Annotated in this window: 15 protein-coding genes; 13 read left to right on the plus strand and 2 right to left on the minus strand. The window is 68.8% G+C overall.

Going from position 1 to position 14,198, the window contains the following annotated elements:
* Window positions 1-123 precede the first annotated feature (123 nt).
* The 3 genes from AC5RVZ_RS13120 to AC5RVZ_RS13130 all read left to right on the plus strand — a co-directional run bounded on the left by AC5RVZ_RS13120 (window position 124) and on the right by AC5RVZ_RS13130 (window position 1,482).
* Window positions 124-918, plus strand: a complete 795-nt coding sequence (locus AC5RVZ_RS13120) for a hypothetical protein (RefSeq protein WP_494066193.1) — start codon at window positions 124-126, stop codon at window positions 916-918.
* 12 nt (window positions 919-930) lie between these two features.
* The gene (locus AC5RVZ_RS13125) at window positions 931-1,107 is read left to right on the plus strand and encodes a hypothetical protein (protein ID WP_494066194.1); all 177 of its coding nucleotides are present in this window, start codon (window positions 931-933) and stop codon (window positions 1,105-1,107) included.
* 147 nt (window positions 1,108-1,254) lie between these two features.
* Window positions 1,255-1,482, plus strand: coding sequence for a hypothetical protein (locus tag AC5RVZ_RS13130; RefSeq protein ID WP_494066195.1), 228 nt, complete (start codon window positions 1,255-1,257; stop codon window positions 1,480-1,482).
* A gap of 83 nt (window positions 1,483-1,565) precedes the next feature.
* Here the strand turns inward: AC5RVZ_RS13130 and AC5RVZ_RS13135 are convergent, their stop codons facing one another.
* Entirely contained in the window at window positions 1,566-1,814 is a 249-nt protein-coding gene (locus tag AC5RVZ_RS13135; protein WP_494066196.1) for a hypothetical protein, read from the minus strand.
* A 181-nt stretch (window positions 1,815-1,995) separates the two neighbouring features.
* Window positions 1,996-4,452 carry a glycoside hydrolase family 2 protein gene (locus tag AC5RVZ_RS13140; RefSeq protein ID WP_494066197.1) on the minus strand — a complete coding sequence of 819 codons (2,457 nt, stop codon included), beginning with the start codon at window positions 4,450-4,452 and terminating at the stop codon, window positions 1,996-1,998.
* Window positions 4,453-4,610: 158 nt separating this feature from the next.
* Between AC5RVZ_RS13140 and AC5RVZ_RS13145 the strand changes: the two genes are divergently transcribed.
* The 10 genes from AC5RVZ_RS13145 to AC5RVZ_RS13190 all read left to right on the plus strand — a co-directional run bounded on the left by AC5RVZ_RS13145 (window position 4,611) and on the right by AC5RVZ_RS13190 (window position 14,098).
* Window positions 4,611-5,183, plus strand: a complete 573-nt coding sequence (locus AC5RVZ_RS13145) for a glucose-6-phosphate isomerase family protein (RefSeq protein WP_494066198.1) — start codon at window positions 4,611-4,613, stop codon at window positions 5,181-5,183.
* Entirely contained in the window at window positions 5,176-5,868 is a 693-nt protein-coding gene (gene deoC, locus AC5RVZ_RS13150; protein ID WP_494066199.1) for a deoxyribose-phosphate aldolase, read from the plus strand. Before AC5RVZ_RS13145 ends, deoC begins: the two co-directional genes overlap by 8 nt.
* Window positions 5,865-6,833, plus strand: coding sequence for a shikimate dehydrogenase family protein (locus tag AC5RVZ_RS13155; RefSeq protein WP_494066200.1), 969 nt, complete (start codon window positions 5,865-5,867; stop codon window positions 6,831-6,833). The genes deoC and AC5RVZ_RS13155 overlap by 4 nt, the downstream gene beginning before the upstream one ends.
* A gap of 4 nt (window positions 6,834-6,837) precedes the next feature.
* Window positions 6,838-8,337 carry a xylulokinase gene (locus AC5RVZ_RS13160; protein ID WP_494066201.1) on the plus strand — a complete coding sequence of 500 codons (1,500 nt, stop codon included), beginning with the start codon at window positions 6,838-6,840 and terminating at the stop codon, window positions 8,335-8,337.
* Entirely contained in the window at window positions 8,334-9,059 is a 726-nt protein-coding gene (locus tag AC5RVZ_RS13165) for an SDR family oxidoreductase (protein WP_494066202.1), read from the plus strand. The genes AC5RVZ_RS13160 and AC5RVZ_RS13165 overlap by 4 nt, the downstream gene beginning before the upstream one ends.
* Window position 9,060: 1 nt before the next feature.
* The gene (gene rbsD / locus AC5RVZ_RS13170) at window positions 9,061-9,456 is read left to right on the plus strand and encodes a D-ribose pyranase (protein ID WP_494066203.1); all 396 of its coding nucleotides are present in this window, start codon (window positions 9,061-9,063) and stop codon (window positions 9,454-9,456) included.
* The gene (gene eda / locus AC5RVZ_RS13175) at window positions 9,453-10,091 is read left to right on the plus strand and encodes a bifunctional 4-hydroxy-2-oxoglutarate aldolase/2-dehydro-3-deoxy-phosphogluconate aldolase (protein WP_494066204.1); all 639 of its coding nucleotides are present in this window, start codon (window positions 9,453-9,455) and stop codon (window positions 10,089-10,091) included. The genes rbsD and eda overlap by 4 nt, the downstream gene beginning before the upstream one ends.
* Window positions 10,092-10,255: 164 nt before the next feature.
* Entirely contained in the window at window positions 10,256-12,886 is a 2,631-nt protein-coding gene (locus AC5RVZ_RS13180) for a chitobiase/beta-hexosaminidase C-terminal domain-containing protein (RefSeq protein ID WP_494066205.1), read from the plus strand.
* 111 nt (window positions 12,887-12,997) lie between these two features.
* The gene (locus AC5RVZ_RS13185) at window positions 12,998-13,522 is read left to right on the plus strand and encodes a GNAT family N-acetyltransferase (RefSeq protein ID WP_494066206.1); all 525 of its coding nucleotides are present in this window, start codon (window positions 12,998-13,000) and stop codon (window positions 13,520-13,522) included.
* 87 nt (window positions 13,523-13,609) lie between these two features.
* Window positions 13,610-14,098, plus strand: coding sequence for an anthrone oxygenase family protein (locus tag AC5RVZ_RS13190; protein ID WP_494066207.1), 489 nt, complete (start codon window positions 13,610-13,612; stop codon window positions 14,096-14,098).
* The last annotated feature ends 100 nt before the right edge of the window (window positions 14,099-14,198 follow it).

Raw genomic sequence — 14,198 nt, forward strand, 5'->3', positions numbered from 1 at the left:
GCCCGAACGCGGCATGCTCAGTCTGCACTGAGTCTCCCCCTGAGCAGCGTCAACAGGTCGGACGGCGCGTCTACCGCCCCAAAGTCACGGCAGGATATATACGTACCCATATGATCGGGAGCCATGTGGTGGTCCCGAACTGTCCTCGTACTGCGTTTCGGCGCAGTCGCCTGGGCCGTCATCGTGGGGGTGGGCGGGGCGCTGCAGCACTACGGCATCATTCCCGCCACGCCGCGATTCGAGGTCTGGGCCTGGGTCGCCAGCATCATCCTCATCGGAGCCGAGAACGCGGGCACTCTCGCAGTACGCCACCTCCGCGCCAAACGTGAAGGCCGGTTGGAGCGCATCGAAGCCACGCTGAAGACGGCACTGCTGCAGATCACCCAATCCCGCGAGGTGAGCTATCAGGACCTGGGAGCCAGCGTCTACGTCCCTACGCTCTGGCATAGGATCCGACGCACTCGTGGTGAGGCAACGAAACTGAAGCGAATCATGCGGTTCCGGCCAGCGGGGTACCCTCAACAGTCGGGAGTTGACTGGACCGGCGCGAAGGGGTGCGTCGGCGAATGTTGGACGCAGGGACGCCATGTCTACGGCGACCACGCGGCGATCGCTGCCCGGTACGGGGGCGCTGCCATAGCCCCGGAGCAGTTCGCCAAGATCCCGTCGGATGTCCGACGAGGATTCGACATCAAGGAGTTTTCTTCTCTCGTGGGCAAGTACACCGAGGTCGTCGCGGAGCCGATCTGGCATGGGGGGAAGGATGGCGTCCTGATTGGCGTTGTATCAATAGATCGAGCGCTCGAACAAAATGAGAACCCTGTGCGAGTCCTGGGCAAGCGATCAACACGCGAGACTGCCGCTACCGCAGCGGCATCCATTGGCAGTATCTTGAAGCCACCAGTCACGGAAACCTAGGAGCGGGTATCCATGGACAACGACACGCCACTAACCCCACGACAGGAAGAATTCTTCCGCCTCCTTCGCAAAGTCGATCCCAGCGCCGAAATGGAGCGCGTGATTGAGGACACAAAGGAAGATCTTCGAGGCGCCGACAGAGTCGTGCGCGGACTCACGCGAGTGAAAGGCTTCACTCCGAACCCTTGACCGAACCCTCCTGACGCCTGCTGTCGAGTCGACTTGGCAGCAGGCGTTTTCCGTTCCGTCCGGCGTCAACCCAATTCCCTCGCGTGCCCGTGGTTCCGACGTACAGTCCCCGGCGCTTCCCGGCAAGACGTCTCGGTCGACTCGTACTTGATCGCGACGATCATTACGGTCGGGGTCTGGGCTGCGACGATCACCATCGCACTGGTGTGGCGTCGCGCGGCACGCCCACTCGTCGTTGCCGGAGTGGTGCTCCTCGCGCTTGCTCCCGCCGTCACCTACCTAGCCGTGGCTTGGAGTCCAGGATTCACCTCCGCCGACGCCGCGCCCATCGCCCACGAATGGCCCCCAAGACAGTGGGGCGAGATCGGCGAGTGATCGGCGTACCCGACGATGGGTGATCGGGTAGCCGGTCGATGACTGGCGAGGTTGCTACCTGTCTCCGTCAGGTGGCGAGTGAGTCATGGAAGCGGCTGAACATCGGCGTGCTTCGGTTGCTCAGCGAGCTTGATCCCTATCCGCTCTCTCCGGGCGTCGAAGACGGCGTTCCGGCGGACGAATACGACACCGAAGCAAAGCCGATGACCAGTATCCTGCAGAGGAATGGAGCGATCACCGCCGGCCAGGTTGATGCCGTCTCTCAGGAGTGGTTCGGCGAGACCCTCACCGCGGTCGTCGGAAACGAACGAGTCGACGAGCTCGTGGCTCAACTGATCTCGCTCACCAGCACCATCACTAGGGGTCGCTCACCGCGGAGTCACGGAATCCGAAGGCACGCACCAGGCACGTGTGCCCGTATACCCCGCCCGAAGACCATACACGGTAGAGGACGCTATAGAACAGCTGCACACACCGCGCGATGGAGCCTCCTCGCCCCGGTCGACAAGCGGCTCAAGCCGTTGCGACAGAGTTCATTCCAGGAACCAGGTCGTTCGCTGACCGCAGCACAAGCGACCCGGCGAAGGCCACAGGGTCGATACCGGCAGGCGCCGTCACCGTGAACTCCGCTTCCTCGCCCGGTAGCAACGTCACCAGCCCTCGATCGACTCGCGCTGACGAGTCGACACGATCGACGAGTAGCGTCACGTCCTTCGCGAGGCTCGTGGCCCGCACGCGCACCACATAGCGTCCGACCGAGACCTCCTCCGCCGTCGCGGTTACTCCAGCAGCATCCAGTCGCAGCTCCGGGTCCTCGGCGAAGTACCAGAACGCCCGCTCCCCCGTCGACAGCTGCGCGACGAGGAACTCACCCGTCGGGTCGTCCGATGACGCGTCGAGCGGCAGCGTCACCACCGAACGCGGCGGCACCGACGCCGCCAACTGCGCCGCGCTCCGCTCCTCGCCGGCAAACGTCAGCACCCGCACCGTCACGTCGGCATCCCAAGCCGAATCCGTGTCGTTGTGCAGCACGAGGGCCAGGCCGCCGTCGCGCGGCTGAATGGTGACCAGGCGGTCGGCGTACGCCTCGCGCAGCGCGTGCCACAGCGGCTTGCGGTGCCCGTGCCCGTCGACGGCAGCCCACGAGATCACCGGCCAGCAGTCGTTCAGCTGCCACACGATCGCGCCCTGGTTGAGCGGATGCAGCGACCGGAAGTGCTCGATGCCGAAGCGCACCGCGCGGGCCTGGTTCAGCTGCGTCGCCCAGTGCCAGTCGTCGATCGACTGCGGCGCCGCGATGTGGGCGCCGAGGCCGCGCTCCAGCTTGCCGTTGCCGTCGTTCGCCTTCTGATGCACCAGCATGAGGGGGCCGTACGGATCGGCCGGCTCGTCGTGCACCACCGAGAACAGCGTCGACCAGGTGGGCGGGCCCTGGAAGCCGAACTCCGACACGAAGCGCGGGCGGTAGTCGCGGTACACCTCGTAGTCGACCTGGTTCCACACGTCCCAGATGTGCATGGTGCCGTGGGCCGGGTCGTTGGGGTGCACGAAGGTGCTGAACCCGTAGGGGCTTCCCGGCGAGTACGGCGTGGTGGGCGCCAGCTCGCCGACGATGCGCGGGAAGAGATCGAGGTAGTAGCCCTCGCCCCACGTCGCACCCTTTAGGCGCGGGCGCCAGCCCCAGTCGACCCAGCCCCAGATGTTCTCGTTGCCGCCGTTCCACACGACCAGGCTCGGGTGCGACGACAGACGCGCGACGTTGTCGCGGGCCTCGGCCTCGAACTCCTGCCACAGCTCGGCGTCCTCGCTGTACGCCGCGCAGGCGAGCAGGAAGTCCTGCCACACGAGGATTCCCTGCTCGTCGGCGAGGTCGTAGAAGTCGTCGGACTCGTAGATGCCGCCGCCCCACACGCGCAGCAGGATCATGCCCGCCTCGGTGGCGTCGGCGAACGCGAGCGCGAGGCTGTCGCGCGTGATCCGGGGGAAGAAGGTGTCGTCGGGGATCCAGTTGGCCCCGCGGATGTAGATCGGCTTCCCGTTGACGATCACGGTGAACGGGCTGCCGTCGGCATCCGCCTCGACGTCGATCTCGGCGGTGCGGAAGCCGATCCTGCGGGTCCACTCGACGCCGCCCGCGCACACCGTGAGCTCGTACAGCGGCTGCTCACCGTGACCGCGCGGCCACCACAGCTCGGCACCGGTCGCGGTGAGCGGCAACACGATCGACGGGGTGCCGACGGATGCCGCCACCGAGGCGCGCTCGCCGGCCACCTCCGCGGTGACCTCGGTATCGATGGCGCCGACGCCCCACTCGAGGTCGACGTGCACGTCGACGCGGCGGGCGTTACCGTCGACACCGACCACCGGGCGGACGCCGGCGATGCGGACGCCGCTCCAGCTCTCGATGCCGATCGGCCGCCAGATGCCGCTGGTGACCAGCGCCGGGCCCCAGTCCCAGCCGAAGTTGCAGGCCGACTTGCGGATGGCGTTGAAGGGGTGAACGTAGGAATGCGGGCGCTCACCGAGCACGGCCTCGCGCTCCTCGGCGTACGCGATCGGCGAGCGGAACGTCACCTCGAGGCGGTTGCCTCCGGGGTGCAGCAGCTCGCGCACGGGCCAGCGATAGGTGCGGTGCTGGTTGACCGTCGTGCCGAGTTCGACGCCGTTGAGCACCACGCGGGCGACGGTGTCGAGACCCTCGGCGACGAGGTCGTGGTTCTCGGCGGCATCCAGATCCGGCGCATCGAACGTCGTCTCATAGCGCCAGTCACACCGGCCGATCCACGCGAGTCGCGACTCGTTGTCGTCGACGTACGGGTCGGGGATGAGCTCTGCGGCCAGGAGGTCCGTGTGCACCACACCGGGCACCGTCGCCGCGATGGCCTGGCGTTGAATCTCGCTGAAGTCCGCGGGGATGTCGCCCCCGGCGTAGTGCAGGGTCCAGCCGGATTCGAGCGCGCGGAAAGCCATGCCTCTAGAAGTAGCACAACTACCGGAAAGCGAGGCCGGAATGGGGTATGAGGCGTGGTCTTTGCGCCTTCCCCTCCGATTCATGTAGTGTCACTACCGATAGCTCCTCGACGAATGGACACACCATGTGCGCCGCTGCACGACCCGCGGAACCCGCCGTGCTCCAGGTCGACTCGCTGCAGGGACTCCTGCCCGGCCGTTCCGAACGGTACGAGAAGCACCTCGCGGACCTCGCGGGGCTGTACCGTGACGCGGCCGCATTCGAGGCGGCCCTCGCCGCCGACGGCGGCGACCCGGTGTACTGGGTCGAGAGCAGCACCCCCGAGACCGGCCGCGGTGCGCTGACGATCGGCCTGAGCGTGCTGCAGCCCGGCCGCATCGGCGACGAGTTCGCCATGACCCGCGGCCACCTCCACGCGCAGTCCGAATTCGCCGAGCTGTACTACGGCATCGCCGGCGAAGGCGTCATGCTCCTCGAGAGCGTCTCTGGTGAATCGCGAGCGCTCCCCATCAGTGCCGGGGTGGTCGTGCACGTGCCCGGTGGGTGGGTGCACCGCAGCGTCAACGTCGGCGACGACAAGCTCGTCACCCTGTTCGCTTACGCCACGGAAGCAGGCCAGGACTACGGCATCATCGAGCGAGCGGGCGGCATGGCGCAGCTCGTCGTCACCGACGGCAACGGCGGGTGGACCACCCGCCCCAATCCGGACCACGGAGGCTACCGTGCCTGAGCACGACGTTCTGGCCGACCTCGCGGCGCACATCGACATCAGCTGCGTGCAGGCTCAGCACTCCCGGGCGGATGTCGAAGAACTGGCGCGCCGCGCGATCGCCGGCCGGTTCGTGAGCGCCCACGTGCTGCCGAACTGGCTGCCGGTGGTCCGCGAGCTCCTCGACGGCTCGGGGGTTCTGGCCGGTTCCCCCGTCGGCTTCCCGAGCGGCGGCGCCACCACCGCGACGAAGCTGGCCGAGGCGCGCGAGCTGCTCGACCTCGGCGCCCAGGAGCTCGATGTCGTCGTGTCGATCGGGCGCCTCCGCTCCGGCGAGACGGACTACGTGACCCGCGAGCTGGCCGCCGTCGTCGACGTGGTCGGCGACCGCGTGCCGCTGCGCGCCATCCTCGAGGTCGGGCACCTCGACGACGACCAGATCCGTGCAGGCGTGGATGCCGCGATCTCGGCCGGCGTGCCCTGGATCAAGACGGGAACCGGGTGGTCCGGCATCCCGACCACGATCGAGCACATCCGCGTGATCGCCGACCAGGCCTCCGGGCGAGCGTCGCTCAAGGCCGCCGGCGGCGTCCGCGACATCGAGACGGTCCGCGCCATGGCGGCGCTCGGCGTGACGCGCTTCGGCATGAACGCCGATGCCGCCGTCGCGGCCGTGGCCGCAGCATCCGAAAGCAGCACCTCATGACCTTCCCCACGATGACCGCTCTCGATCTGCGCCCCGCGACCGCGCCGACGCTGTACTTCATCGGCGTGACGACCGGCCGCTCCTCGATCCAGCACGTCTTCCCGCGCTGGGCCGACGCGCTGGGCCTCGACGGCGCGGTGCTGCAGGGCGTCGACCTGCCGCTGCACGCCCCCGCCGACGACTACCGCCGCGTGGTGGAGTTCATCGCCGCCGACCCGCTGAGCCTCGGCGCCCTCGTGACGACCCACAAGATCGACCTGTACGCGGCCTGCCGGGATCTGTTCGACGAGATCGACCCGTTCGCCCTGCTCATGGGCGAGACGAGCTGCATCTCCAAGCGCGACGGCAAGCTCATCTGCCACGCGAAGGACCCGATCTCGAGCGGCCTCGCGCTGGACGCCTTCATCCCCGACGGCTACTGGCGCAGCACCGGCGCCGACGCGCTCTGCATGGGGGCTGGCGGCTCCACCATCGCCATCAGCTGGTATCTCTCGCGGAGGGAGTCGGGCGCCGACCGCCCGCGCCGGATCGTCGTGACCAACCGGTCTCCGCAGCGTCTCGAGCACATCCGCGACATCCACGCCCAGCTCGACACCGACACCGCCTTCGAGTACGTCCTCACGCCGAGCCCCGCCGACAACGATCGCGTGCTGGCTCACCTTGCCCCCGGGTCGCTCGTCGTCAACGCGACGGGTCTCGGCAAGGATGCCCCCGGCTCGCCGCTCACGGACGCCGGCGTCTTCCCCGCACGCGCCATCGCATGGGACCTCAACTACCGCGGCGATCTCGTCTTCCTCGACCAGGCCCGCGCGCAGGAGGATGTGCGGGGCCTGCAGGTCGAGGATGGTTGGATCTATTTCGTGCATGGTTGGACGCAGGTGATCGCCGAGGTCTTCCACGTCGAGATCCCGACGGCAGGACCCTCGTTCGAGCGGCTGAGCGAGCTCGCGCTCGCGACGCGGTGACGGCGTGACCGCACTCGCGCTCGCCTTCGACCTGGGAACGGGAGGCTGCAAGGCCTCGCTCTGGGACGAAGACGCGCGGATGCTCGCCGAGACCGTCAGCGAGTACCCGACCGAGCACCCCGCGCCCGGTCGCAACGAGCAGCGCCCCGAGGCGTGGTGGGATGCCGTCGTCGCGTCGACGCGCGCCCTCCTCGCCCAGCGACCGGATGCCGCGTCCGCCGTGGCCGGCATCGCCCTGTCGGGGCAGAGCCTCGGCGCCGTGCAGCTCGACGACCAGCTCGAACTCGTGACACCCACGACCCCCATCTGGTCGGACGCGCGCGGCCGCACCGCGCACGTGTTCGCGCAGCTGCCGGAGCCGGAGTGGTACCGCCGCACCGGGAACGGGTTCGGCGCGGCGCTGTATCCGGTGTTCAAGGCTGCGACGTTCGCGGCGGAGGATCCGGAGGCCTGGCGGCGCACGCGCTTCCTCGCCGGGTCGAAGGACTGGATCAATCTCCGGCTCACCGGGCGCCTCGTCACCGACCACTCCATGGCCTCCGGCTCCGGCGCGTACGCGCTCGAGCGCGGCGGCTACGACCCCGAGATCCTTGACGCCGCGGGCCTGCATACCGACCTGCTGCCGACCCCGGTGGAGTCCGCCGACGTCGTCGGGCCGCTCACCGCGGCCGCCGCCGACGTGCTGGGCCTGCCCGCCGGCATCCCGGTGTTCGCCGGCGCGGTCGACAACGCGGCGATGGCGCTGGGCTCCCGCGGCACGAGCGAGGGCCGGCTCTACGCCGCGCTCGGCTCGTCGAGCTGGATGACGGTCACGAGCGCCCGTCCGGTGCTCGATGAGGCGGCCCGGCCGTACGTGTTCCGTCACGCCATCCCGGGCCTGCACATCAGCGCCCTGTCGACCTTCAGCAGCGGCACGACCATCACGTGGCTGCGCGACACCGTCGCGCCCGGCGAGCCGATCGGCGACTTCATCGAACGCGCGGCGGCGAGCACGCCGGGCGCGCGCGGTGCCGTCATGATCCCGACGCTCGCCGGCGGAACGCCGCTCGAGGGCGGTTCGGGCGTCCGTGGCGGACTCGTGGGCCTCGAGCTCGGCACGTCGACAGCAGACCTGGTCCGCGCATGTCTGGAGGGCATCGCGTTCGCCCTGGACCGCAGCCTGCGCCTCATGCGCGAGCTCAGCGGCAGCGACCAGGAGCTGCTCGTCTCGGGCGGCGGCAGCCGCTCGCCGCTGTGGAACCGCATCTACGCCGACATCCTCGGCACACCCCTCGTGAGGACGAGCATCGATCAGCAGGCGGCCACCCTCGGCGCCGCGACCATCGCCTTCGTCGGCCTGGGCGTCTGGGACGACTACTCCCGCGCCGACGACGCCCACACCGTGGTCGAACGCATCCTTCCCGACGACGACGCGGCGGACCGGTACGCCGGCGCCCGTGCCCGCTTCGACGCCGCCGCGGCGTCGCTCGCCTCCCTTCCCCCTCACCTCTCGGAGGAACAATGACCGACAAGCCCCTCGTCGTCATCACCGGCGCCAGCTCCGGAATCGGCGCGGCCACCGCCCGCGCGTTCTCGGCGGCCGGCCACCCGCTGCTGCTCATCGCGCGACGCCTCGAGCCGATGGCCGCGCTGAACCTGCCCGACGCCGAGCTGGTCGCCGCCGACGTCAACGACACCCCTGCGGTCGCCGCCGCCATCGCGCGCGCCGAGGAGCGGTTCGGTCCCGTCGACCTGCTGATCAACAACGCCGGCCTCATGGCGCTGTCGTCGGTGGCCGAGCAGGACCCGGCGCTCGTGCAGGAGCAGTTCGACGTCAACTGCGTCGCGCTGATGAAGAACAGCCAGCTGGTGATCAACGGCATGCGCGAGCGCCGGCACGGCACGATCGTGAACATCGGCTCGATCGCCGGCAAGCAGCTGTACGAGAACCACACCGTCTACAACGGCACCAAGTACGCCGTCCACGCCATGACCGAGGGCCTCCGGCGCGAGAACGCCGCCTTCGGCGTGCGGGTGCTGCTCGTCGCGCCGGGCATGGTCGACACGGGCCTGCTCGGCAACACCGGCGAGGGGAACGTGCTCGACGGCTACCTGGACTATAAGAGGAGCATCGGCGGCGGCCTCGTGCCCGACGACATCGCGCACGCGATTCTCACCGCTTACCAGCTCCCCCAGCACATCAGCTACCGCGAGATCGTGGTGGCTCCGACCTCACAGGACGCATGACATGAAGCGCACCGGCATCCTCCATGGCGAGCTCTCGGCCCACATCGCCCGCCTCGGCCACACCGATCAGATCCTGATCGTCGACTCCGGGTTCCCCATTCCCCCGGGCGTTCCGGTGGTGGATCTGCGCGTGGTCTACGGTCTTCCCGCGTTCGCGCCGGTCTTCGACGCCATCGCCGACGAGGTCGTGGTCGAGCACGCGCTCGTCGCCACCGAGCTCGCCGAGGGCAACCCGCCGATCGACGCGCTCATTCGCGACCGCTTCCCGGATGCCGAGACGGTCGACCACGCAGAGCTCAAGCGCCGCTCGGCGGCCGCGCGCTTCATCGTGCGCACGGGCGAGGACACCCCCTACGCGAACATCCTGCTGACCGCCGGGGTGGGCTTCACGGTATGAGCGACCCGGCTCGGATGCTGCGCGGCAATCGCATCGTCCCGGTCGTCGTTCTCGACGACGCCGGCGCGGCTCCCGACCTCGCCGACGCCCTCGCCGGCGGCGGCATCACGTGCGCCGAGATCACGCTGCGCACTCCGGCCGGCATCGACGCGATCCGTGCCGTCGCCGGACGCGCCGACTTCGTGGTCGGGGCCGGCACCGTGCTGACGGCGGATCAGGTGGATGCCGCGGCCGATGCCGGCGCGGCGTTCCTGGTGTCGCCGGGGCTCGACGACGCAGTCCTCACACGGGCGACCGAGCGCGGCATCCCGATCGTCCCCGGTGTCGCGACGGCGACCGAGATCCAGCGGGCGCTCGCGCACGGCATCCGTCACCTCAAGCTGTTCCCCGCCGGGGCCATCGGCGGGCTCGGCGCCGTGCGGGCCTTCGCCGGACCCTTCCCCGAGGTGCGGTTCCTGCCGTCAGGCGGCGTCTCGATCGACAACGCCGGCGAGTACCTCGAGCATGAGTCGGTCTTCGCGGTGAGCGGGTCGTGGATGGTGCCGACGGCCGCGATCGCCGCGGGTGATTTCGACACCGTGCGCGAGCTGTCCGCTGCGTCGACCGCGGCGACCACCGCGAGCGTCAGCGAGTAGCGGCACTACCTTCACTGCCTTTCCCGGACCCCTTGCGCGGCGCTTTCGTGGCCGTCTAACGTGTCTGACACCACGAAGTGCGTAGTGTCACTACATCTGGTGTCCCCAGCGACGTTCTCGAACCAGCGGCACTGCGCTCTATCAACGGCGATAGGAGAAACGGAATGCGACGACGGCGTATCGGCACCGCACTCGCGGCGACGACAGCCTTGGCGGTGGGGACTCTGGTGCCCGCGCTGCCCGCGTTCGCCGCGTCAACGGACGCGCAGCGCACGGTCACGGTGAACCTCGACGAGGTGCTCCAGGAGGACTACCTCGGCATCGGGGTCAACGTCATCCCATGGAGCCTCATGGGCGACACCGCGGCCTACGGCTACGACGAGGCCGACTGGGAGGTCGACGTCGAGCGGATCCTCACCGTGCAGCCCAAGGTGGCGCGCGTGTGGTTCCAGATCGACTGGATGGAGCTCGAGAAGGGTCAGTACGACTTCGAGAGCCCCGAGATGCAGGCGTTCTACCGCTACATGGACGCCTTCAAGCAGGCCGGCACCGAGGTGCTGCTGAACTTCGGGTGGAAGGTCGGCGAGCGCGTGCACGACTGGTTCCTCTACCCGGGAGTGCAGAAGCCCTACGAGAGCGCGCCCGGTGACCTCGTCGCGTACGGGCACTCGGCATCCGCTCTGCTGAACGAGCTGATCGTCGAGCGCGGCTACGACAACGTCGACTACCTGACGTTCTACAACGAGCCCAACGGCAGCTGGGACTTCGAAGGTCCCGCCGACCAGAAGGCGTACTACGCCGAAATGGCCCGGAAGGTTCACGAGCAGCTCCAGGCCGACGGGCTGCGCGACCAGGTCCAGATCTGGGGCCCCGAGGAGGTCAACGCCCCCGACTGGACGCAGTACATGGCCGAGCACGCGGGCGACGTCTTCGACCAGTACTCCTTCCACCTCTACGGCGAGTCGTACGACTTCATGAGCCAGGCCATCGACCAGCGCCGCGCGACCATCGGCGACGCACCGCTCAACCTGTCGGAGATGGGCTGGACGAACCCGGGCACCAGCGTCTGGGAGACGGGCTACTCGAACTACATCATCCGCAGCGCCAACAGCGGCGTCCACTCGAACCTCGTGTGGCAGCTGAACGGCGTCATGACCGACGACCCGCGCGGCGACACCAACGGCGCCTTCAACATGTGGGACTCGCTGGTGCTGGGCCTGAAGCCGACCGCCGCGTTCTACGAGGCGGGGCTCCTCATGCGCTACATCCCCGAGCACAGCACGGTGCTGGCGACGGAGGTGTCGGATGACGACGTGCGCGCGACCGCGTTCCGCGACGCCGAGGGCGAGCTGACGGTTCTGGTGGAGACGGCGCCGGGGCGTCCCAAGGACGTCACGGTGCAGTTCACCGGCGGAAACGTGAACGACCGCTTCAACCGCTTCGTGTTCGACGACTCGGTGGCGCAGCCGGAGGACAACGCGCTGCTTCCCGCCTCGAGCGGTGAGTTCAAGCCCAAGAAGTCGGCGTTCACCGATGCCGAGATCGGCGGCGACCACACCTTCGCGATCTACACGACCGCTCCGGCAGCCACCCAGGTGGCCGTCACGCCGGCGCAGTCGACGGTCGCCGGCGGTGCGCAGGTGCAGCTGGATGCCTCGATCATCGACGGCGGCAAGGGCAAGGGCGAGGTCACGTGGTCGGTGGTCGGCGAAGGCAACGGCTCGGTCGACCGCAACGGCGTCTTCACCGCTCCGGATGTCGACACCGAGCGCACGGTCGCGGTCCGCGCCACCACGCGGAGCGGCGACTACGGCGTGGCGCAGGTGACGGTGACGCCGGCATCCAAGCCGGGCGTGACCGACGCCCCGGTGTTCAGCCTCGACGGCGGGCTCTACCCGTCGGTGGAGGCCGTGACGATCACGAGCGGAACGCCGGAGGCGGAGATCCGCTACACGACGGACGGCAGTGTCCCGACGGCCGACTCCACGCTGTACACGGGTCCGGTCTTCCTGGAGCCGCTCCGGACGACGTACCTGCGGGCGATCGCGATCGCGCCGGGGCACGAGCCCTCGGGTGTGACCTCGCGGCTCTACAAGGTGCTCGACGTGCAGAACGCGCCTGACGGGTACGAGTTCTGCCAGTACGCCGACCGCGGCGTGTGCGCCTTCGAGGGCGAGGCGAGCGTCGCCTTCGGGTCCGACGGCCTGTTCACTTTCGGCACCTTCACGGACGGGGTGAAGTGCACGGCGGCATCCTTCGGCGGCGACCCCAACCCGGGCGGCGACAACCGCTGCTTCGTCAACCCGGAGGTTCCCGACGAGGTGCCGGTCGTGACGATCTTCAACGCAGGGTTCGAGAGCCCGGCGACGGGAGGCACGGCGAACGGCCCGATGGTCAACGGCTGGACGTTCAGCGCCCGTGCCGGCATCCAGCACAACAACAGTGTGTTCGTGCCCGTGGCACCCGCCCCGGAAGGCGAGCGCACCGCCTACCTGAAGACCGATTCCGGCCTGAACAGCCGCATCGATCAGACGGTGATCTTCCCGGCCGGGACGTTCGCGATCACGTTCTACGCGGCGAACCGTGTCGGCTTCGGCGGCCTGCAGGAGTTCGACGTGTTCGTGGACGACCAGCTGATCGGCCACTTCGCGCCGCAGGGCGGGGAGTACGAGTTCCACCAGACGGACTCGTTCACCGTCGAGCAGGGTGAGCACACCATCTCGTTCGTCGCCACGACGTTCGAAGGTGACAACACCGGGTTCATCGATGACGTCCAGGTGATCGTCGCCGAGTGACCCCACGAAGCGGCGCGTCGACTCCGGTCGGCGCGCCGCTTTCGTGCGCCCGCCACTCGTGGCGGGCGCACGGTGCGTCAGGGCCCCCGGCGATGAGGCATCCTGGTTGAGGTGAGCAGGATCGAGATCCGCCCGATGCGTGCGGACGACTGGCCCGAGGTCGAGGCCATCTACGCCGCCGGCATCGCCGGCGGCGAAGCGACCTTCGAGACCGTCACGCCCGACTGGGACCAGTTCGATGCGAGGAAGATCGCCGACGCACGCCTGGTCGCCGTGGACGAGACGGGCACCGTCGTCGGGTGGGTGGCTGCGTCCCGGGTGTCCGCCAGGGAGGTCTACCGCGGGGTGATCGAGCACTCCCTCTACGTCGATCCGACACGGCAGGGTGAAGGCATCGGTCGAGAGCTGCTCACCGCCTTCGTCGCCGCCGCGGACGCCGCCGGTTACTGGACGATCCAGTCGAGCATCTTCCCCGAGAACGTCGGCAGCCTGCGCCTGCACGAGAGGGCGGGATTCCGGATCGTGGGGCGACGCGAGCGGATCGCACGGTCGCAGCTCGGCCCGCACGCTGGGCGCTGGCGCGACACGATCATGATGGAGCGGCGCTCACCCGTCGACGATCCCGCCGACCACTGAGGTCGGGTCAGACGTGCAACGTCGGGCTGCGAATAGTTCGCGGTTTCCGCCGAAGGCGGCGTCGAGACGTGCTGGCAGACTGGCGGCGTGCATGACCTTCTCTCCACTCTTCTCGCTGCCTCGGCTGTGGGCGCAGCTGTCGCTGGAGGCGTGTTCTTCGCCTTCTCGGGTTTCGTGATGCAAGGGCTGAACCGGCTTCCCCCGGCGGAAGCAGCCCGAGCCATGCGCGCCATCAACGTGACCGCGGTGCGCGCCCCGCTGATGCTCGAACTGTTCGGCACGGCGCTGCTCGCGGTGATCGTTGCCGCGCTAGCGATTCTTCAGGGCGCGGAGGCCGTTTGGTGGGCGTCCGCCGGCACCGCCGTCTACCTCATCACGGTCATCGGCGTCACTGCAGGCGCCAACGTCCCTCGCAACAACACCCTCGCTGCCGCTCCCGAGCAGTCTGCACCGCTGGCGGACGCGTGGAACGACTTCCGCCCACGATGGACGGCCTGGAATCATGTGCGCACCGCAGGTGCGATCGTCGCGGCTGCGCTCTTCCTCGTCGCAATGGTCGAGACTTTCGCCGTCTGATTCACCCCTTCGCCGATGACCACGTGCACGATGCCGAGGACGACCTAGCCGATGCGGGCGACCATCCGGAACACGGCAGCACGATGCCGCCATGAGGATC

The sequence above is a fragment of the Arthrobacter sp. Cza30 genome (assembly GCF_059090765.1).

Excerpts from the sequence above, each read along its gene's own strand:
- AC5RVZ_RS13125 (WP_494066194.1), top strand. The coding sequence starts at position 931 with ATGGACAACGACACGCCACTAACCCCACGACAGGAAGAATTCTTCCGC.
- AC5RVZ_RS13155 (WP_494066200.1), top strand. The coding sequence starts at position 5,865 with ATGACCTTCCCCACGATGACCGCTCTCGATCTGCGCCCCGCGACCGCG.
- AC5RVZ_RS13140 (WP_494066197.1), bottom strand. The coding sequence starts at position 4,452 with ATGGCTTTCCGCGCGCTCGAATCCGGCTGGACCCTGCACTACGCCGGG.
- AC5RVZ_RS13180 (WP_494066205.1), top strand. The coding sequence starts at position 10,256 with ATGCGACGACGGCGTATCGGCACCGCACTCGCGGCGACGACAGCCTTG.
- AC5RVZ_RS13165 (WP_494066202.1), top strand. The coding sequence starts at position 8,334 with ATGACCGACAAGCCCCTCGTCGTCATCACCGGCGCCAGCTCCGGAATC.
- eda (WP_494066204.1), top strand. The coding sequence starts at position 9,453 with ATGAGCGACCCGGCTCGGATGCTGCGCGGCAATCGCATCGTCCCGGTC.
- rbsD (WP_494066203.1), top strand. The coding sequence starts at position 9,061 with ATGAAGCGCACCGGCATCCTCCATGGCGAGCTCTCGGCCCACATCGCC.
- AC5RVZ_RS13120 (WP_494066193.1), top strand. The coding sequence starts at position 124 with ATGTGGTGGTCCCGAACTGTCCTCGTACTGCGTTTCGGCGCAGTCGCC.